Raw genomic sequence first — 18,935 nt, forward strand, 5'->3', positions numbered from 1 at the left:
GCACCGACCCTTCACCGCCGCTGCACACCGGCTGCGCTTCCCGGCGCGGAGCGTCCGCTTCCCCGGGCACACCGGATCGACCGTCGTCCCGGCGTGCGATCGCCCGCCGTCCGGCGCCCCCTCCCCGCCTTCCACATTCTGTTGAAGTCCCCTTGACGCCCCGACGGGCCCCGCCCTACCGTGCTTCCACATACAGAAACCGTTCTTCCGTATGGTGGAATTCAGGAGATGAGCCCTCCGAGCCACTGCGGGCCGACGCAGGAGAGATCCGATGCCCCGTATGACAGCCGCCCGCGCGGCCGTGGAGATCCTCAAGCTCGAAGGCGTTGAGGTCGCGTTCGGCGTGCCGGGCGCGGCCATCAACCCGTTCTACGCCGCCCTCAAGGCCTCCGGCGGGATCCGGCACACCCTGGCCCGCCACGTCGAGGGCGCCTCCCACATGGCCGAGGGCTACACCCGCGCCCGCGCCGGCAACATCGGGGTCTGCATCGGCACCTCCGGCCCGGCCGGCACCGACATGATCACCGGTCTGTACTCGGCGATCGCCGACTCCGTCCCGATCCTCTGCATCACCGGCCAGGCGCCCGTCGCCCGGCTGCACAAGGAGGACTTCCAGGCCGTCGACATCGCCTCGATCGCCGCGCCCGTCACCAAGGCCGCCACCACCGTCCTGGAGGCCGCGCAGGTCCCCGGCGTGTTCCAGCAGGCCTTCCACCTGATGCGCTCCGGCCGCCCCGGCCCGGTCCTGGTCGACCTGCCGATCGACGTGCAGCTGACCGAGATCGACTTCGACCCGGAGGCCTACCAGCCGCTGCCGGTCTACAAGCCCGCGGCCAACCGCACCCAGATCGAGAAGGCCGTCGCGCTGCTCCAGCGCTCCGAGCGCCCGCTGATCGTCGCGGGCGGCGGCGTCGTCAACGCCGACGCCGCCGACCTGCTGCTGGAGTTCGCCGAGCTCACCGGCGTCCCCGTGGTCCCGACCCTGATGGGCTGGGGCGTCGTCCCGGACGACCACCCGCTGAACGCCGGGATGGTCGGGCTCCAGACCTCGCACCGCTACGGCAACGAGAACTTCCTCGCCTCCGACTTCGTCCTCGGCATCGGCAACCGCTGGGCCAACCGCCACACCGGCGGCCTGGACGTCTACACCGCGGGCCGCACCTTCGTCCACGTCGACATCGAGCCCACCCAGATCGGCCGGATCTTCGCCCCGGACCTCGGCATCGCCTCCGACGCCAAGGCCGCCCTGGAGCTCTTCCTGGAGGTGGCGCGCGAGCTGCGGGACGCCGGCACGCTCAAGGACCGCGGCGCCTGGGCCGCCTCCACCCAGGAGCGCCGGGCCACGCTCCAGCGCCGCACCCACTTCGACGACGTGCCGCTCAAGCCGCAGCGCGTGTACGAGGAGATGAACCGGGCCTTCGGCCCCGAGACCCGCTACGTCACCACGATCGGCCTGTCCCAGATCGCCGGGGCGCAGCTGCTGCACGTCTACCGGCCGCGGCACTGGATCAACTGCGGCCAGGCCGGCCCGCTCGGCTGGACCATCCCGGCCGCGCTGGGCGTCGCCACCGCCGACCCCGGGGGCCAGGTGGTCGCGCTCTCCGGCGACTACGACTTCCAGTTCATGATCGAGGAGCTGGCGGTCGGCGCCCAGCACCGCATCCCGTACGTCCACGTGCTGGTGAACAACTCCTACCTGGGGCTGATCCGCCAGGCGCAGCGCGCCTTCGACATCGACTTCCAGGTGAAGCTGGAGTTCGAGAACATCAACGCGCCCGAGCTGGGCGCCTACGGCGTGGACCACGTCAGGGTCGTCGAGGGCCTGGGCTGCAAGGCGATCCGGGTCACCGAGCCGGAGGGCCTGCTGCCCGCCTTCGAGGAGGCCAGGAAGCTGGCCGCCGAGTTCCGCGTCCCGGTCGTGGTCGAGGCGATCCTGGAGCGGGTCACCAACATCTCGATGGCCGCCGCGGACATCGACAAGGTCAACGAGTTCGAGGAGCTGGCCACCCTCCCCGAGCACGCCCCGACGGCGATCCGCCCGTTGGCGCCGTGAACCGGGCGCACGGGGGCGGGCGCGCCGCTCCGCACGCCCCCGTGCACCCGGAACACCGGCACGCCCACCGCCGTTGGTGTGGTCGCGGCCACTACCGTGGCCCCGGAAGAGGCCCGGCCTGACGACTTTCCGAAAGGACCACCCCCGTGAGCCTGTACGACATCCCGCTGCGCGCCCTCGACGGCACGGCCACCTCCCTGGCCGAGCACAAGGGCAAGGCGCTGCTGATCGTCAACGTCGCCTCCCGGTGCGGCCTGACCCCGCAGTACGAGGGCCTGGAGCGGCTCCAGCAGCGCTACGCCGGGCGCGGGTTCACCGTGCTGGGCTTCCCCTGCAACCAGTTCGCCGGGCAGGAGCCGGGCAGCGCCGAGGAGATCCGCACCTTCTGCTCCACCACCTACGGCGTGACCTTCCCGCTGTTCGAGAAGATCGACGTCAACGGCGAGGACCGGCACCCGCTGTACGCCCGGCTGACCGAGACCGCCGACGCGGAGGGCCAGGCCGGGGACGTCGCCTGGAACTTCGAGAAGTTCCTGCTCTCCCCGGACGGCACCGTGGTGGCGCGGCTGCGCCCGCCCGTCGAGCCGGAGGCGCCGGAGCTGGTCGCCGCGATCGAGGGCGTGCTGCCGGCCTGACCACGGCCGGCGCGCCGGCCCGGGCCCGCGCCCGGGCCGGCGTCCCGGCAACAGAGGCCGGGGTCACAGCAACAGCCTGGTGCCCGGCGGCAGTTCGCCGTCCCGGGCGGCGTCCCGCAGGTGCGCCAGGAGGGTCTCCCGCAGGGCCTCCGCCGCCCGGGTGAGCGGCACCTCGTGACCGTGCGCGACGGCGATCGTGCGGCCCAGCCCCGGCCCCGCGAAGGGCGTCACCGCGAGGCCGGAGCGGGCGGCCACCATGCCGGGGACGACGGCGGGCCCGATCCCGGCCCGGACGAAGCCGAGCACCGCGTCCATCTCGCCGCCCTCCACCGCGAACTCCGGCTCGAACCCGGCCGCCCGGCAGGCCGCCAGCGTCGCCTCGCGGACGTCGTAGCCCTCCCGGAACATCACCAGCGGCCGGCCCCTCAGCTCCGTCACCCGGACCGTGCGCCGGGCCCGCGCCTGCGCGGTGACCAGCACCAGCTCCTCGTGCAGCAGCGCGGTGACGGCCTGCGCGGGCGCGTGCTCCCCGCTCGGCGGGGTGATGATCAGCGCGAGGTCCAGCTCCCCCGCCGCCAGCCAGCCGACCAGGTCGCGCGAGCCGCCCTCGCGGACCACCAGCGCCACCCCCGGGTAGCGGTCCCGGAAGATCCGCAGCACGTCCGGCACCAGGCTGGTGCACAGGCTCGGCGGCGCGCCCAGCCGCACCCGGCCGCGGCGCAGCTGCACCGTCTCCTGCACGGCCAGCCGGGCGCTCTCGGTGTCCGCGAGGATGCGCCGCGCCAGCGGCAGCAGGGCGTCGCCCGCGTCGGTGAGCGCGATGTTGCCCCGGGTGCGGTGGAACAGCTCGGCCCCCAACTCACGCTCCAGCGAACGGATCTGTTGCGAGAGTGACGGCTGCGCCACGTGCGCCGCCTCGGCGGCCCGGGTGAAGTGCCTGGTCTCGGCCACGGCCAGGAAGTAGCGGAGTTGCTGGAGCTGCACACGGCCAGGATAGGCCGCAACGATAGCCACTGCCTCTCGTCACGAGCCGCATCATGTCTTGGACGCACCCTGTCGGCCGTCCCTACCGTTGCTGCCATGACAACCGCGACTCGGATGGCCCGGCATCCGTCCACCCTGGCGACCCTGTGGCGGTCGACCGTCGGCAAGAAGGCGGTCATGGCCGTCACCGGACTGGTCATGCTGCTGTACCTGGTCGCGCACATGCTGGGGAACCTCAAGGTGTTCGCCGGCCCGGACGACATCAACGGCTACGCGGCCTGGCTGCGCACCATCGGCCGGCCCTTCCTCGGCCACGAGTGGTTCCTGTGGATCGCCCGGGCCGGCCTGCTCGCCGCCGTGGTCCTGCACGGCGTCAGCGCGTACCAGCTCAGCCGCCGCGACCTCGCGGCCCGCCCGAGCAGGTACGCGCACAAGCGCCGACGCGCCAGCTACGCGACCCGGACCATGCGCTGGGGCGGGGTGATCCTGGCGCTGTTCATCGTCTGGCACGTCCTGGACCTCACCACGCTGACCGTGAACCCGGCCGCCGAGCACGGCCACCCGTACCAGAACATCGTCGCCTCCTTCGGCCGCTGGTACGTCGACGTCTTCTACGTCCTCGCGATGCTCGCCCTCGGCCTGCACGTCCGGCACGGGTTCTGGAGCGCCGCGCAGACCCTCGGCGCCAACAACGCCCGCCGCGACCGGGCGCTCAAGCTGGTCGCGAACGCCCTGGCGCTGGCGCTGACCGTCGGCTTCCTGTCCGTCCCCGTGGCCGTGATGACCGGAGTGGTGAAGTGAGCTACCTGGAGTACACCCTCGGCGAGCCGGTCGCCGACACCAAGGCCCCCGCCGGGCCGATCGAACAGCGCTGGGACCAGCGGCGGTTCGACGCCAAGCTGGTCAACCCGGCCAACCGGCGCAAGCACACCGTGATCGTGGTCGGCACCGGCCTGGCCGGCGGCGCGGCCGGTGCCACCCTGGCCGAACAGGGCTACCACGTCGTCCAGTTCTGCTTCCAGGACTCCCCGCGGCGGGCCCACTCGATCGCCGCCCAGGGCGGCATCAACGCGGCGAAGAACTACCGCAACGACGGCGACTCGATCCGCCGGCTGTTCTACGACACCGTCAAGGGCGGCGACTTCCGCGCCCGCGAGTCCAACGTCCACCGGCTGGCCCAGGTGTCGGTGGAGATCATCGACCAGTGCGTGGCCCAGGGCGTGCCCTTCGCCCGCGAGTACGGCGGCCTGCTGGACACCCGGTCCTTCGGCGGGGTGCAGGTCTCCCGGACCTTCTACGCCCGCGGCCAGACCGGCCAGCAGCTGCTGCTCGGCGCCTACCAGGCGCTCTCCCGGCAGGTCGCCGCCGGGAACGTCGAACTGCACCCGCGCACCGAGATGCTCGACCTGCTGGTGGTCGACGGCCGGGCCCGCGGCATCGTCGCCCGCGACCTCGTCACCGGCGCGATCCGCTCCTACACCGCGGACGCCGTGGTGCTCGCCACCGGCGGCTACGGCAACGTGTTCTACCTCTCCACCAACGCCAAGAACTCCAACGCCACCGCGGTCTGGCGGGCGCACCGGCGCGGCGCGTACTTCGCCAACCCGTGCTTCACCCAGATCCACCCGACCTGCATCCCGCGCTCGGGCGACCACCAGTCCAAGCTCACCCTGATGAGCGAGTCGCTGCGCAACGACGGCCGGATCTGGGTGCCCAAGGCCCAGGGCGACACCCGGCCGCCGGGCGAGATCCCCGAGGAGGAGCGGGACTACTACCTGGAGCGGATCTACCCCTCCTTCGGCAACCTGGTGCCGCGCGACATCGCCTCCCGGGCCGCCAAGAACGTCTGCGACGAGGGCCGCGGCGTCGGCCCCGGCGGCCAGGGCGTCTACCTCGACTTCGCCGACGCGATCCGCCGGATGGGCCGGGACGCCGTCGAGGCCAAGTACGGCAACCTCTTCGAGATGTACGAGCGGATCACCGCCGAGGACCCGTACCGGGTGCCGATGCGGATCTACCCGGCGATCCACTACACGATGGGCGGGCTCTGGGTCGACTACGACCTCCAGACCACCGTCCCGGGACTGTTCGCGATCGGGGAGGCCAACTTCTCCGACCACGGCGCCAACCGGCTCGGCGCCAGCGCCCTGATGCAGGGCCTGGCCGACGGCTACTTCGTGCTGCCGCCCACCATCAACGACTACCTGGCCCGCCACCCGCTGCCGGCCGTACCGGCCGACCACCCGGTGCTCGCGGAGGTCGAGGCCGAGGTCGAGGACCGGCTCAACCTGATCCTCGCGGTGGACGGCGACCGCACCCCGGACTCCTTCCACCGCGAACTCGGCGAACTGCTCTGGGACGAGTGCGGGATGGCCCGCGACGAGGCCGGGCTCAGGCGGGCGCTGGCGCGGATCCCGCTCCTGCGCGAGGAGTTCTGGCGCCGGATCAAGGTGCCGGGCACCGGGCAGGAGCTCAACCAGTCGCTGGAGAAGGCCAACCGGCTGGTCGACTACTTCGAGCTGGCCGAGCTGATGTGCCTGGACGCGCTGCACCGCGCCGAGTCCTGCGGCGGCCACTTCCGCACCGAGAGCCAGACCCCCGACGGCGAGGCCGCCCGCCGCGACGAGGAGTACTCCTACGCCGCGGCCTGGGAGTTCACCGGCACCGGCACGGCACCCGTCCTCCACCGCGAGGAACTCGAGTTCGAGTACGTCCACCCCACCCAGCGGAGCTACGCATGAACCTCACCCTGCGCATCTGGCGCCAGGCGGGCCCGGACGCACCCGGCTCGATGACCACCTACCAGGTCAGCGGGATCAGCCCGGACATGTCCTTCCTGGAGATGCTGGACACCCTCAACGAGGAGCTGATCACCCGCGGCGACCAGCCGGTGGCCTTCGACCACGACTGCCGCGAGGGCATCTGCGGCGCCTGCGGCATGGTCATCAACGGCCAGGCGCACGGCCCCGAGCGCACCACCACCTGCCAGCTGCACATGCGGCACTTCCGGGACGGCGACACCATCGACGTCGAGCCCTGGCGGGCGGCGGCCTTCCCGGTGGTCAAGGACCTGGTGGTGGACCGCTCGGCCTTCGACCGGATCATCGGCTCCGGCGGCTACATCACCGCCCCCACCGGCAGCGCGCCCGAGGCGCACGCCACGCCCGTCCCCAAGGAGGCCGCCGACACCGCCTTCGAGCACGCCGAGTGCATCGGCTGCGGCGCCTGCGTGGCGGCCTGCCCGAACGGCTCGGCGATGCTCTTCACCTCCGCCAAGGTCGTGCACCTCAACGTGCTGCCGCAGGGCGCGCCGGAACGGGCCGCCCGGGTGCGGAACATGGTCTCCGCGATGGACGCCGAGGGCTTCGGCGGCTGCACCAACACCGGCGAGTGCGCCACGGCCTGCCCCAAGGGCATCCCGCTGCCCAGCATCGCGGCGATGAACCGGGAGTTCCTGCGGGCCGCCCGCGGCTGACTCCCCCGTACGGTCGGCCCCCTCGCCCCGGTGCTCGGGCGAGGGGGCCGACGCGCGTCCCGGGGCGGCCCGGCGCTACCCGTACGGGTGGCGGATCGCCCGGGGCGGTGCTTCCTGACGGAGAATCGCGCTACGGTGGTGCTCCGCTACGGAAGGACGGCATATGCCCGAGGTTCAGTCCTGCTCCGGCTGCGGCGGGTCCGGGGGGACCCAGAAGACCGAGGCCACGGTCGAACTGGACGAGGAAGGAAGCATGGTGCCCAGCGTCCACACCTTCTGGTCGCCGTGCGGTCGGTGCCACGGATCCGGGACGGTGATCGTCGGATGAGGTTCGTCTTCGAGTGCGTCGAGTGCGGTGGGCACTACCTGCCGCCCGAGGACATGGTGTACCCCGACGGGCCGGCCTCACCGGTCTGGTGCGCCGCCTGCCAGAGCGCCAAGCGCGCGGCCGGCGTCCGGGAGGACCCGCTGCTCGCCCGGGTCGCGCTGGCCGCCGCCCGGGCCGCGCTGGCCGGGCGCCTCGCGGAGGCCGCCGAGCCCGCCGCCCAGGCGCGCGGCGGCGTCCGCCCGTCCCGGCCGCCGCTGTCCCGGCGGGCCCGCTCGGGGCCGGGCGGGGTCCGCGGCAAGCTCGGCTGACGGAGCGTCGCTTGGCCCGGCCCGGCCCGGCCCGCGGCCGTGGCGGCAGGGGCCGCCCGGCCTCAGAACAGCGCCTCCTGGGTGTCCGGCTCCGGCGGACGCACCCGCTCCCGGAGGGTCAGGCCCGCGCAGCCGCGGCCGGCCACCGGGCTGAGCGTCCAGCCGGTCAGCAGCCGGGTGTCCAGCAGCAGCGGGTCGGAGCCGTCCGCCTGGTCCAGGAAGAGGTGCCGCCCCACCGGCGGGCGGAGCCGGCCCGCGAGGACCGCGCCGTCGGCCAGGGCGGCGATCTCCCGGTACACCGGCGGGGCGCCGCCGGCCAGGCCGTAGCGCTCGACGTGGTCGACCACCGGGCGGTCCGCGAGCAGCTCCACGGCGTGGCCGTCCAGCAGCCGGTGCGCCCGGGCGCGGGCCTCGCCGAGCACGGTACGGCGGTGGGGCGCGTCGCCGTGCGACCACCAGTGCTCGGCCTTGAGCCGGGCCTTGTACCGCTCGCGGGCCAGGCCCGAGGCGGCGACGGTGAGTTCGGCGCGCCGGACGGCCGGCAGGGCGCCGCGGGCGGTGAACGCGTAGGCCAGCGCGCCCTGTTCGAGCAGCCGGCTGTCCCCGCGCTGCTCGGCGGTCAGGCCGACCTTGAGCAGGCCCTCGCCGAACCAGGCGAGGTAGAGCAGGTAGGTGCGGCCGTCGTCGAGGATCTGGTCCCGGGCGAGGGCGAGGCCGCGGTCCACGCTCTGGCAGGCCGGGCACTGCGTCGCACCGCCGTCCGGGTCGACCACCGCGTGGTGCGGGCAGGGCGTGCGCTCCGTCGCCCCGGCCAGCCAGGCCCCGACGCAGCGCCGCGGGCCGCCCAGCAGCCAGCCGACCTCCGTGCCGGGCGCCACCGCGCGCTCGTGCACGTGGGCCCCGCGCACGGCGCTCAACACGGCCCGCCCGTCCCGCCACTGGAGGCCGGTCGACATCCACCCGCTCGCCACGTTCACCCGTCTCACCCCTGTCTCCGAACCGCCGAGGCTACCGGAGCGCCCGGACAGCCGGACCGGTCGGCGCCGTCACCGGGCGACAGCATGGGAACAGCGCGGGAACAGCGCGGGAACAGCGCGGGGACGTCGCCGGGAAAGGCCCGGGCCGCAGGATCGGAGGCACGGCGGCCGGAGCGCCCGCGCTGCTCGCCGCGGCGCACGGCCTCGGGCCGGCCACCGCCGTCCGGCGGCAGAACCGCCGGCGCGGCAAGGGCCTGGGGGCCGCCGGCTCCCGGGGCGGCAACGGCGCACCGGCCCAGCAGCGGGCCCGCGACGACCACGCCGCCTCGCAGAGCCGGTCCTGAGCCCGCTCCCCCGACGCCGTCGCGGCGCCCTCCCCGGCCGCCACCGCACCCGAAAACCCCGCAGGTCACCGGCGTTTGGCCCGGCGGGGCGTCCACGCTCTATTGTGGCGGGCGCGGTCGGCGGCACGGCCGGGAGGCGGAGCCGGACGGCCGGCGGGGACGCGGTGGAGCTGGACGTCACCGCCTTCCTGTGCGCCGCCGGGGGCCGGGTGCTGAGCGACGAGCACTTCGTCTTCTTCAACAACCCGCAGGAGCCGGACGGCGCCGTCCGGCTCCAGCCCACCCGCTCGGTGCCGGGCGAGCCGACCCGGGCGGCCCGGCTGGCGCTGGACCTGCACCGGCTGCCGCCCGCCGTGGCGGAGGTGGTGGTCGCCGTCTCCACCGAGGAGGAGGAGCCCCCGGCGCTGCCGCTCGGCTACGTGCACGGGCTGTCCCTCGCCGCCGTGTACGGGCCGGGCGCGAGCGGCCCGGACGCCTGGGCGGGCCCGACCGGCGGGGTGCCGGACAGCGCGATGCTGCTCGGGGCGTTCCGCCGGGCGGGCGGCGGCTGGGAGTTCAGCCCGTCCGGGCGGGCGGTGACCGACGGGCTGGCCGGGCTGGCGACGGCCTTCGGCGTGGCGGTCGAGTAGGCGCGGCCCCGACCCGAGCGGCCCGGGCGCGAGCGGCCCCGGCCGACACACCCGGGCCCTCCTCCTCAGGGGCCGCGTCATACCTGAGGAGGAGGGCGACCCCGCCGCCCCACCGGGTCGGCGGGGGCCGACCGTCCGTGTGGCATACGCATCGCGTTCGAACAGCTTGGGATGATGTAACGGAGCCGAACATTCCGTCGATCCGTTCCAGGAGCCCACGTGACCTTCCCTCCTACCGCCGTCCGCACCGGCCTGGCGGCCGCCCGAGCCACCGGCCTGAACAAGGTCTACGGGGAGGGGGAGACCCGCGTCGTCGCCCTCGACAACGTCAGCGTGGTCTTCCCCCAGGGCGAGTTCACCGCGATCATGGGCCCCTCCGGCTCCGGCAAGTCGACCCTCATGCACTGCATGGCCGGCCTCGACACCGTCACCTCCGGCTCCTCCACCATCGGCGACACCGAGCTCGTCGGCCTCAAGGACAAGCAGCTCACCCAGCTGCGCCGGGACCACATCGGCTTCGTCTTCCAGGCCTTCAACCTGCTCCCCACGCTCACCGCGCTGGAGAACATCACCCTGCCCATGGACATCGCCGGCCGCAAGGTCGACCAGGCCTGGCTCGACCGCGTCGTGGACACCGTCGGCCTCTCCGGCCGCCTCAGCCACCGCCCCTCCCAGCTCTCCGGCGGCCAGCAGCAGCGCGTCGCCTGCGCCCGCGCCCTGGCCGGCAAGCCCGACATCATCTTCGCCGACGAGCCCACCGGCAACCTCGACTCCCGCTCCGGCGCCGAGATCCTCTCCTTCCTGCGCAACTCCGTACGCGAGCTCGGCCAGACCGTCGTCATGGTCACCCACGACCCGGTCGCCGCCTCCTACGCCGACCGCGTCGTCTTCCTCGCCGACGGCCGCATCGTCGACGAGCTCCACCAGCCCACCGCCGACACCGTCCTGGACCGCATGCGCCGCTTCGACGCCAAGGGCCGCACCAGCTGAGACCGGCCCCGGAAACGACACCCGTCCCCGAGTACCCCCAGGACTGACGCTCCCCCATGTTCCGCACCGCACTGCGCAATGTGCTCGCCCACAAGGGCCGGCTGCTGATGACGGTACTGGCCGTCATGCTCGGCACCGCCTTCGTGTCCGGCACGCTGGTCTTCTCCGACACCGTCGGCAACGCGCTCAGGACCCAGAACTCCAAGAGCTACACCGACATCGCCGTCACGGTCAGCGACCGCGAGGCCGGCAACCTCAGCCGCGACGAGGACGACCGGCCCGTCGGCAGCCCCACCCTCACCGAGGAGACCCGGGCCAAGATCGCCGCGCTGCCCGGCGCCGCCGAGGTCCGCGGCGTCGTCAGCGGCTTCGCCGGCATCGCCGACCGCAAGGGCGCGCTGATCGGCAACGGCTTCTCCACCACCGGCACCAACTACGTGCCGGGCGCCGACGGCACCGACCCGCGCTACCCGCTGGTCGAGGGCCGCGGCCCGAAGGACGCCACCGAGATCGTGCTGGACGCCAGGACGGCCGACAAGGGCGGCTTCAAGGTCGGCGACACCGTCCGGGTCGCGGTCAACGGCCCGGTGATGCAGCTCACGCTCACCGGCACCGTGCACACCAACGACCCGCGGGTGGTGGCCGGCGGCTCGCTGGCCGCCTTCGACACCGCCACCGCCCAGCGGCTCTACCTGACCCCGGGCCGCTTCGCCGAACTGGACGTCAGGGCCCGACCCGGCACCGACGACGCGGCGCTGCTCGCCGCCGTGCGGCAGACCGTCCCGCAGGGCGACACCATCGAGGCGAAGACCGGCCGCGAGCTCGCCGACGAGCAGGACCGGATGATCAGGCAGGGCACCACGGCGCTGAGCACCGCCCTGCTGGGCTTCGCCGGCATCGCGCTGTTCGTCGGGGTCTTCATCATCGCCAACACCTTCACCATGCTGGTCGCCCAGCGCACCAAGGAGCTGGCCCTGCTCCGCGCCGTCGGCGCCACCCGCCGCCAGATCACCCGCTCGGTGCTGATCGAGGCGCTGCTGGTCGGCCTGACCGCCTCGGTGACCGGTCTGCTGGCCGGCATCGGCATCGCCGCCGGGCTCAAGGCGGTCCTCAACGGCCCGATGGAGGCCAACCTGCCGGACGGCCCGCTGGTCGTCGCCCCCACCGCGGTGGTCGCCGCGCTCGCGACCGGCGTGCTGGTGACGGTGCTGGCCGCCTGGCTGCCCGCCCGCCGGGCCTCCCGGATCGCGCCGGTGGCGGCGATGAGCTCGGTCGAGCAGCCCGCCACCCACAAGAGCCTGGTGGTCCGCAACACGATCGGCCTGCTGTTCTCCGCCGCCGGTGGCGCCGCGCTGGTGGCCGGCGTGGCCGGCAAGGAGGTCAAGCTGGTCGGCCTCGGCGCGGGCGCCCTGCTGATCGGCGTGTTCGTGCTGACCCCGCTGCTGTCCCGGCCGCTGATCGCCCTGCTCGCCCCGGTGCTGCGCGCCGTGTACGGCACGCCGGGCAAGCTGGCCCGGGAGAACGCCGTCCGCAACCCCCGCCGCACCGCCGCCACCGCCTCGGCGCTGACCATCGGCGTCACCCTGATCACCTCGCTGACCGTGATCGGCGCCTCGGTGAACCACGCCGTGGACAGGCTCACCGCGAGCAACGTCAAGGCCGACTACACGGTCGCGATGCAGAACTACTCGAACCTCTCCCCCGAGGTCGCCGCCCAGATCGCCAAGGCCCCCGGCGTCAGCGTGATGAGCGCCCAGCGCACCGTCAGGGTCGGCATCGGCCAGGAGCAGGAGGACAGCGAGGCGATCACCGCGGTGGACGCCGCGACCATCGACCAGCTGGCCACCGTCAGCGTCCGGGAGGGCTCCGCCGACGCCCTCAAGCAGGGCAAGCTGCTGGTGAGTTCGGGCCGCGCCGAGCACGGCGGCTACAAGCTCGGCGACACCCTCGCCGTCACCTACCCGGACGGCGCCAAGGGCACGCTGACCATCGGCGGCATCCTGGAGGCCGACACCGCGCTGGCCGGCGTCATCGCGCCCGAGTCCGTGGTCGGCCCGCACGCCAAGCCCGGCTCCGGTCCGGAGTCGGTCCTGGTCAAGGGCGTCAACGGCCCGACCGAGGAGCTCAAGCAGGCGCTGCGCGACGCGACCGGCGGCAACCCGCTGATCGCGGTCAAGGGCCAGAAGGAGATCAGGGCGGAGAACCGCGAGATGATCACCAGCGTCCTGAACATGATGTACGGGCTGCTCGGGATGTCCGTGGTCATCGCGGTGCTCGGCGTGGTCAACACCATGGCGATGTCGGTCTTCGAGCGCCGCCGGGAGATCGGCATGCTGCGCGCGATCGGCCTGGACCGGCTGGGCATCCGCCGGATGGTCCGGCTGGAGTCGCTGCTGATCGCCCTGTTCGGCGGGCTGGTGGGTGTCGGCCTCGGCATCCTGGTCGCCTGGGCGGCCGTGCGCACGATGGCGGACAACCTCAAGGGCATCACCACCGTGGTGCCGCCGGCGCAGATCGCCGGGTTCCTCGTCGCGGCCGCCGTGATCGGCCTGCTGGCCGCGCTCTGGCCGGCCTACCGGGCGTCCAGGCTGGACATCCTGGACTCGATCAAGAGCCAGTAGCCGGCCCGCCCGGCACCACCGGAGCCCCCGGGGGCGGTTCGCGTGGAACCGCCGCCGGGGGCTCCGTCGTGTCGTCGGCACCCGGGCGTCAGCAGGACGGCCTCAGTTGAACAGGACCTTCTCGTTGTTCGGCTGGAGGGTGCCGGTGGTCAGCCCGGCGGCCGAGACGAGCAGCTGGGCCACCGGCTTGCCGTCGGTGCCGAGCACCTCGGCGGTGACCGCCTTGGTCTCGTCCGGCGCGGTGACCTGGAGCCCGGCGAGCACGTGGCAGCTCGCGTCCGCCTTGTCGCAAGCGCTCCACTTGAGGCCCGCGTAACCGGACTTGCCGGGCTTCAGGGTGACCAGCACGGCCGGCCCCGGGTGCGCGTCGGTCCTGGCGTCCAGCGCCTCGGGGCTGTTGTCGGCCTTCAGCCCGGCGAAGCCCGGGTACCCGTACAGGGTGCAGTTGTGGTCGCTCTTGTTCTTGATCGTCAACAGGGCCGAGCCCGGGCCCTTGAGCTGCACGGTGGCCGCGATGTCGTCGCCCTTGCACCGCGATCCGGCCGCCTGGCCGGCCATCGGGTCGCCCGGGACGGTGGCCCCGGCGGCGCTCGCCTTCGGGTCCCCCGGCTTGTCGTCCGTGTACTTCACGTCGTCGCACGCCGTCAGCAGGACCGTCGCCGCGAGGGCGGCGACACCGGCGGCGACTAACCTGACAGGCTTGCGAACGGTCATGGTCCCCCCAAGGGTGAGTCATGGCATGGTGCGGTCACTCTTAGTACGAAAGCCGTGGCGCAACGGTTCCACTGAGGTTGCAGTTTGTCAGAGCTGACCGTTTTTGTTGGTTTCCTGACTATTTTCAGTCAAGACTGGCCGGAACTGGCGCCATTGGTACGAAACCGCCCCGCCCGGCGCAGGCCGGACGGGGCGGTGACGGGTGGAACGGGCTGCTCAGCCGGCCGGCTTCGCGGCCACCGGCCGGGCCGGCTTGCCGCTCTTGCGGCCGCCGCCGAGGACGTTGAAGAACACGGCCAGGGTCGGGACCAGGTAGAGCAGCCAGACCACCAGCTGGAGCACCGTCGGGTCCGGCTGGAAGTTGAACACGCCCTTCAGGAGGGTGCCGTACCAGCTGTCCTTGGGGATGGTGCTGGAGATGTCGAAGGCCGTGCTGTGCAGGCCCGGCAGCCAGCCGGCCTCCTGGAGGTCGTGCACGCCGTAGGCGAGGACGCCGGCCGCGACCACGACCAGCATCGCGCCGGTCCAGGTGAAGAACCGGGCCAGGTTGATCCTGAGCGCGCCGCGGTAGAACAGCCAGCCGAGCACCACCGAGGTGAGCAGGCCGAGCATCGCGCCGATCAGCGGGTTCCAGCCGTCCCCGGTGGCCTGGACGGCGGTCCAGATGAACAGCGACGTCTCCAGGCCCTCGCGGCCGACGGCCAGGAAGGAGGTGACCACCAGCGCGGCGGTGCCCATCGCGACCGCCGCGTCCAGCTTGCCGTGCAGTTCGGCCTTCAGGTGCCGGGCGGTGCGCCGCATCCAGAACACCATCCAGGTCACCAGGCCGACCGAGATGATCGACAGCGAGCCGCCGAGCGCCTCCTGCGCCTCGAAGGTGAGCTGCGAGGAGCCGAACTGGAGCGCCGCGCCGAAGGCCATGGAGAGCACCACGGCCGCGGCGACGCCGGTCCACACCGGCGCCAGCCGGTCCTTGCGGCCGGTCTTGACGAGGTAGGCGATCAGGATGCAGACGACCAGGCTGGCTTCGAGGCCTTCGCGCAGGCCGATCAGGTAGTTGCCGAACACGCGGGCTCCTGGGGGGATCGGGACGGTAGGGGGTGCGGGGCGGGCTCAGCCGAAGAGGGCCTGGCCCCACCACTCCCCCGGCTTGCGCACGCCCGCCGGGCAGGCGAAGTGCGCGGAGCCGACGTGCTGGATGTACTCGTTGAGCTTGTCGCTCGCCGCGAGCTTCTGCTGGAGCGGGACGAAGGCCTTGCGGGTGTCGCGCTGGTAGGCGAGGAAGAACAGCCCCGCGTCCAGCCGGCCGAGGCCGTCGGTGCCGTCGGTGAAGGAGAAGCCGCGGCGCAGGATCATCAGGCCGCCGTTGGCGTCCGGGTGGGCGAGGGCGACGTGCGAGGTCGCGGGCATCGCCGCGAGGTCCGGCGCGTCGTGCTCCCTGGCCTTGCCGTACGGGGCGCCCTCGCCCTTGGTGCGGCCGAAGGTGTCCTCCTGGTCCTTCAGCGAGGCGCGGTCCCAGGTCTCGATGTGCATCCGGATCCGCCGGGCGACCAGGTAGGAGCCGCCGGTCATCCACTCGGGGCCGTCCCCGGGGGCGGCCCAGACGTGGTCGGCGAGCCTGGCGGCGTCGGTGCCGGCGATGTTGTGGGTGCCGTCCTTGAACCCCATCAGGTTGCGCGGGGTCTGCTCGTCCGGGGTGGTCGAGGAGGTCTTGCCGAAACCGAGCTGGGACCAGCGGATGTTGACGGTGCCCATGCCGATCCGGGCCAGGTTGCGGATCGCGTGCACGGCGACCTGCGGGTCGTCCGCGCAGGCCTGGACGCAGAGGTCGCCGCCGCTGCGGGCCGGGTCGAGCTTGTCGCCCTTGAAGTTCGGCAGGTCGATCAGGGCCTCGGGGCGCTTGGCCAGGAGGCCGAAGCGGTCGACGCCGTCCTTCTCGAACAGGCTGGGGCCGAAGCCGATGGTCAGGGTGAGCCGCGACGCGGGCAGGCCGAGGGCCTCGCCGGTGTCGTCCGGCGGCGCCTCCGGCGAACCGGGCACCGCGCCGGTGCCGACCTCGCGGCCGCCGGTCATCGCGGCGGCCGCCCTGGTCCACTCCTTGAGGAGCTTGACCAGGGACTCCCGGGTCGCCTTCTCGGAGACGTCGAAGGCGGCGAAGTGCAGCCGGTCCTGGACCGGGGTGGAGATGCCCGCCTGGTGCTCGCCGTAGAACGGCACCTCGGCACCGACCTGGGCGGCGGCCGGGGCGGCGTCGTCCTGCCGGGTGGCCGCGGCCACCGAGCCGACGGCGGCGGCACCGAGCGCGACGCCCGCGCCCGCCCAGCCGATGACGGCGCGGCGGCTGACCGCGCCCCTGGTCGCGGTGGCGCCGGCGGCGGCCGGCGTCCCGTTCTGCTGCTCGTTCTCCGCGTCCATCGGCGGGCGGGCCCTTCTCCTGTACGGGTTCTGCGCTGACCCACGGCGGCCGTGGGGCCCGGATCACGGGCCGCCACGGCGTCGGTGGGGGGTACTGCGGTGCGGGTGGCCGGCTACTTGACGACCACGGCGGCGGCCAGCTTCGACAGCGGCTCGCCCAGCGAGTTGACCGCGTCGGAGAAGGCCTTGCGCTCGGCCTCGGAGACCTTGTCGTAGGGGGTGAAGGTACCGTCGGCCTGCTTGTACCTGGCCAGCAGGGCGTTGATGGCGGCGAACTCGGAGTCCAGCGTCTTCGCCAGCTCCGGATCCTTCTCGGAGGCGACCGGCTTCAGCAGCTCGTAGGCCTTCTGCGCACCCTCGACGTTGGCCTGGAAGTCGGCCAGGTCGGTGTGGCTGTAGCGGTCCTCCTCGCCGGTGATCTTGTTGGTGGCGACCTCGTCCAGCAGCTCCTTGGCGCCGTTGGCCATGCTGGTCGCGGTGATCTCGGCCTCGGGGATCTTCTTCTGCCAGTCCTTGAGGTCGGCGACGAGCTGGTCGGCGAGCTTCTTCTCGTCGTCGCCGGTCTTCGCGTCGACCCAGAGCGACTTCTCCAGCTTGTGCCAGCCGGTCCAGGCCTGGCCGGGCTCCAGCTTGTCCTCTCGGGTGTCGGTCTTCGGGTCGACGTCGCCGAAGCTCTCGGCGACCGGCTCGGTGCGCTCCCACCCGGTGCGCGAGGGCGCGTACAGCGACTTGGCCTTCTCCAGGTCGTCCGCCTTGATCGCGGCGGCGAAGGCCTCGACGGCCGGGACGGTGGCGTCGGCCTGCTCCTGGGCGTACGCCCGGTAGGCGTCGACGGCTGCGGCCAGGCGCGGGTCGGCCGGCGCGGTGCTGCCGTCCCCGCCGGTGACGGTGATCTTCTGGCGGATGCCGTTGCCGACCATGCCGGGCTTGCAGGCGATCTCGTACGAGCCGGCCTTGATCTCGGCGTTGATGCTGGCCTTGGTGCCGGGGCCGATGTTCTCGCGCTCGGTGACGATCTTGTCGCCGTCGCCGTAGACGTAGACCTCGGTGGTCTTGGAGCCCTTGTTGCTGATGTCCAGCACCACGTGCCCGGCCGGGAAGGTGGTCCTGGAGACCTCGCAGGCGGTGTCGGTCGCGTTCACCCTGACCGCGTCGCCGCTCGCCTTGTCGTCCTTCTTGGACGCGCAGCCGGCCAGGGTCGCGGTCGCGACGGCGAGGGTGAGCAGCGCGGCTGCGGTGGAACGGCGGCGGGCGGACATGCGGGCTCCAACGGAAAAGGGCATGGGTGTGCCGTGGCAGTGCGGTCGACCGGGGTCAGCCGACCATCATTAGCTAAGGCATACCTTACGTAAAGACGATTTTTCGTCTACACCCACCCCCGGACCGTTACCGTCCCGGTGCCCGGCGGGCCGCCGCCCGCGCCGTCCAGCGGCCCTCGTGCCGACTGATCCGGATCGGGTGGCCGAAGGTCTCGCTGACCAGCTCCGTGGTCATCACCGCGTCCACCGGCCCGGCCGCGACGCACTCGCCGCCGCGCAGCAGCAGGGCGTGGGTGGTGCTCTCCGGCAGCTCCTCCAGGTGGTGGGTGACCAGCACGCTGGCCAGCTCCGGGTGCTGGTGCCGCAGCAGGTCGAGGCTGTCCAGCAGCAGCTCCCGGGCGGTCAGGTCGAGCCCGGTGGCGGGCTCGTCGAGCAGCAGCAGCCGCGGGCTGGGCATCAGCGCGCGGGCGATCAGGGCCCGGCCGCGCTCGCCCTGCGACAGCGTGGTCCACGGCGCCTCGGCCATCGCCCGCATGCCGAGGGTGTCGATCAGCCGCTCGGCCCGCTCCAGCGCCTCCGGGGCCGGCTTGCGGTGGAACTCCGGCTCGATCGTGTTGGTGTGCCCCGTGAGCACCACCTCGCGCACGGACAGCGGCGAGCGCAGCGGGTGCCGCGGGTTGACGTGCCCGAGGTGGGCGCGCAGCTCGCGGATGTCCACCCGGCCGAGGCGGCGGCCGAGCACGTCCACCTCGCCGCGGGTGGGGTGGGAGACCGCGCCGAGCAGGGCGAGCAGGGTCGACTTGCCCGCGCCGTTGGGGCCGAGCAGCGCCCAGTGCTGGCCGGGGAGGATCTCCAGGCTGATCCCGCGCAGCAGGTGCCGGCCGTCGCGCACGACGTCCACGTCCCGGGTGCGCAGCAGGGGCCCGTCGACGGCGGGGGCGGGTGCGTTCACGGGACTCCGATCGCGGTGCCGGGCAGGGTGCGGGCAGGGCGCCGCACCGGGCGGGCCGGCGCCGTCCGTCCGCGTGCAGAGTACAACCGTCGCCCGGCCGCCGGCCCGGCCGTCCGAGGGGTGGACGCGCCGGATGCCCGTCCTGCGGGGCGATCGGCAGTCCGGAGCGAGTCGGCGGCCCGGGCCGCCGACCTGCGGAGCCAGCAGACCGTCACGACGGCACTGTGGAGCGCTTGTTAACTTTCGATCAT

Annotated in this window: 17 protein-coding genes; 10 read left to right on the forward strand and 7 right to left on the reverse strand. The window is 73.2% G+C overall.

Annotated features, from left to right (window positions below; all coding sequences use genetic code 11):
- Positions 1-271 precede the first annotated feature (271 nt).
- Together gcl and ACH5AR_RS17075 are read left to right on the forward strand one after the other, a co-directional pair.
- Complete coding sequence (gcl, locus tag ACH5AR_RS17070) at positions 272-2,053, forward strand: glyoxylate carboligase (RefSeq protein WP_396302210.1); 1,782 nt, start codon at positions 272-274, stop codon at positions 2,051-2,053.
- Between the two features lie 146 nt (positions 2,054-2,199).
- Complete coding sequence (locus tag ACH5AR_RS17075) at positions 2,200-2,688, forward strand: glutathione peroxidase (RefSeq protein ID WP_396302211.1); 489 nt, start codon at positions 2,200-2,202, stop codon at positions 2,686-2,688.
- Positions 2,689-2,751: 63 nt separating this feature from the next.
- On the opposite strand, the gene ACH5AR_RS17080 is transcribed toward ACH5AR_RS17075, so the two are convergent.
- Positions 2,752-3,672, reverse strand: a complete 921-nt coding sequence (locus ACH5AR_RS17080) for a LysR family transcriptional regulator (protein ID WP_396302212.1) — start codon at positions 3,670-3,672, stop codon at positions 2,752-2,754.
- A gap of 96 nt (positions 3,673-3,768) precedes the next feature.
- Here ACH5AR_RS17080 and ACH5AR_RS17085 point away from each other — a divergent pair, with 96 nt between their 5' ends.
- The 5 genes from ACH5AR_RS17085 (at position 3,769) to ACH5AR_RS17105 (ending at position 7,783) form a co-directional block, all read left to right on the forward strand.
- Complete coding sequence (locus tag ACH5AR_RS17085) at positions 3,769-4,473, forward strand: succinate dehydrogenase cytochrome b subunit (protein WP_396302213.1); 705 nt, start codon at positions 3,769-3,771, stop codon at positions 4,471-4,473.
- Entirely contained in the window at positions 4,470-6,413 is a 1,944-nt protein-coding gene (locus ACH5AR_RS17090) for a fumarate reductase/succinate dehydrogenase flavoprotein subunit (protein WP_396302214.1), read from the forward strand. Before ACH5AR_RS17085 ends, ACH5AR_RS17090 begins: the two co-directional genes overlap by 4 nt.
- On the forward strand, positions 6,410-7,147 hold the full coding sequence (locus ACH5AR_RS17095) for a succinate dehydrogenase/fumarate reductase iron-sulfur subunit (protein WP_030285070.1): 738 nt from the start codon (positions 6,410-6,412) through the stop codon (positions 7,145-7,147). The genes ACH5AR_RS17090 and ACH5AR_RS17095 overlap by 4 nt, the downstream gene beginning before the upstream one ends.
- A gap of 163 nt (positions 7,148-7,310) precedes the next feature.
- The gene (locus ACH5AR_RS17100) at positions 7,311-7,475 is read left to right on the forward strand and encodes a hypothetical protein (protein ID WP_396302215.1); all 165 of its coding nucleotides are present in this window, start codon (positions 7,311-7,313) and stop codon (positions 7,473-7,475) included.
- Complete coding sequence (locus ACH5AR_RS17105) at positions 7,472-7,783, forward strand: hypothetical protein (protein ID WP_396302216.1); 312 nt, start codon at positions 7,472-7,474, stop codon at positions 7,781-7,783. The genes ACH5AR_RS17100 and ACH5AR_RS17105 overlap by 4 nt, the downstream gene beginning before the upstream one ends.
- A 62-nt stretch (positions 7,784-7,845) precedes the next feature.
- Here ACH5AR_RS17105 and ACH5AR_RS17110 read toward each other — a convergent pair whose 3' ends face one another.
- Positions 7,846-8,760: a DUF2797 domain-containing protein gene (locus ACH5AR_RS17110; protein ID WP_396302217.1), complete on the reverse strand. Its 915-nt coding sequence runs from the start codon at positions 8,758-8,760 to the stop codon at positions 7,846-7,848.
- Positions 8,761-9,208: 448 nt separating this feature from the next.
- Here ACH5AR_RS17110 and ACH5AR_RS17115 point away from each other — a divergent pair, with 448 nt between their 5' ends.
- The 3 genes from ACH5AR_RS17115 (at position 9,209) to ACH5AR_RS17125 (ending at position 13,344) form a co-directional block, all read left to right on the forward strand.
- Positions 9,209-9,733 carry a TerD family protein gene (locus ACH5AR_RS17115; RefSeq protein WP_396302218.1) on the forward strand — a complete coding sequence of 175 codons (525 nt, stop codon included), beginning with the start codon at positions 9,209-9,211 and terminating at the stop codon, positions 9,731-9,733.
- Positions 9,734-9,952: 219 nt separating this feature from the next.
- Positions 9,953-10,723 carry an ABC transporter ATP-binding protein gene (locus ACH5AR_RS17120; RefSeq protein WP_396302219.1) on the forward strand — a complete coding sequence of 257 codons (771 nt, stop codon included), beginning with the start codon at positions 9,953-9,955 and terminating at the stop codon, positions 10,721-10,723.
- A 56-nt stretch (positions 10,724-10,779) separates the two neighbouring features.
- Complete coding sequence (locus ACH5AR_RS17125) at positions 10,780-13,344, forward strand: ABC transporter permease (protein WP_396302220.1); 2,565 nt, start codon at positions 10,780-10,782, stop codon at positions 13,342-13,344.
- Between the two features lie 102 nt (positions 13,345-13,446).
- On the opposite strand, the gene ACH5AR_RS17130 is transcribed toward ACH5AR_RS17125, so the two are convergent.
- The 5 genes from ACH5AR_RS17130 to ACH5AR_RS17150 form a co-directional block, all read right to left on the reverse strand.
- The gene (locus ACH5AR_RS17130) at positions 13,447-14,058 is read right to left on the reverse strand and encodes a DUF4232 domain-containing protein (RefSeq protein WP_396302221.1); all 612 of its coding nucleotides are present in this window, start codon (positions 14,056-14,058) and stop codon (positions 13,447-13,449) included.
- 216 nt (positions 14,059-14,274) lie between these two features.
- Entirely contained in the window at positions 14,275-15,126 is an 852-nt protein-coding gene (gene efeU / locus ACH5AR_RS17135; protein ID WP_396302222.1) for an iron uptake transporter permease EfeU, read from the reverse strand.
- 45 nt (positions 15,127-15,171) lie between these two features.
- Entirely contained in the window at positions 15,172-16,473 is a 1,302-nt protein-coding gene (efeB, locus tag ACH5AR_RS17140; RefSeq protein WP_396302223.1) for an iron uptake transporter deferrochelatase/peroxidase subunit, read from the reverse strand.
- 113 nt (positions 16,474-16,586) lie between these two features.
- On the reverse strand, positions 16,587-17,732 hold the full coding sequence (efeO, locus tag ACH5AR_RS17145; protein WP_396302224.1) for an iron uptake system protein EfeO: 1,146 nt from the start codon (positions 17,730-17,732) through the stop codon (positions 16,587-16,589).
- A gap of 127 nt (positions 17,733-17,859) precedes the next feature.
- Complete coding sequence (locus ACH5AR_RS17150; RefSeq protein WP_396302225.1) at positions 17,860-18,684, reverse strand: ABC transporter ATP-binding protein; 825 nt, start codon at positions 18,682-18,684, stop codon at positions 17,860-17,862.
- Positions 18,685-18,935: the final 251 nt, after the last annotated feature.

Source organism: Kitasatospora sp. NPDC018619, from assembly GCF_044391605.1.
In the GTDB taxonomy this organism is placed as follows: Bacteria; Actinomycetota; Actinomycetes; order Streptomycetales; family Streptomycetaceae; genus Kitasatospora.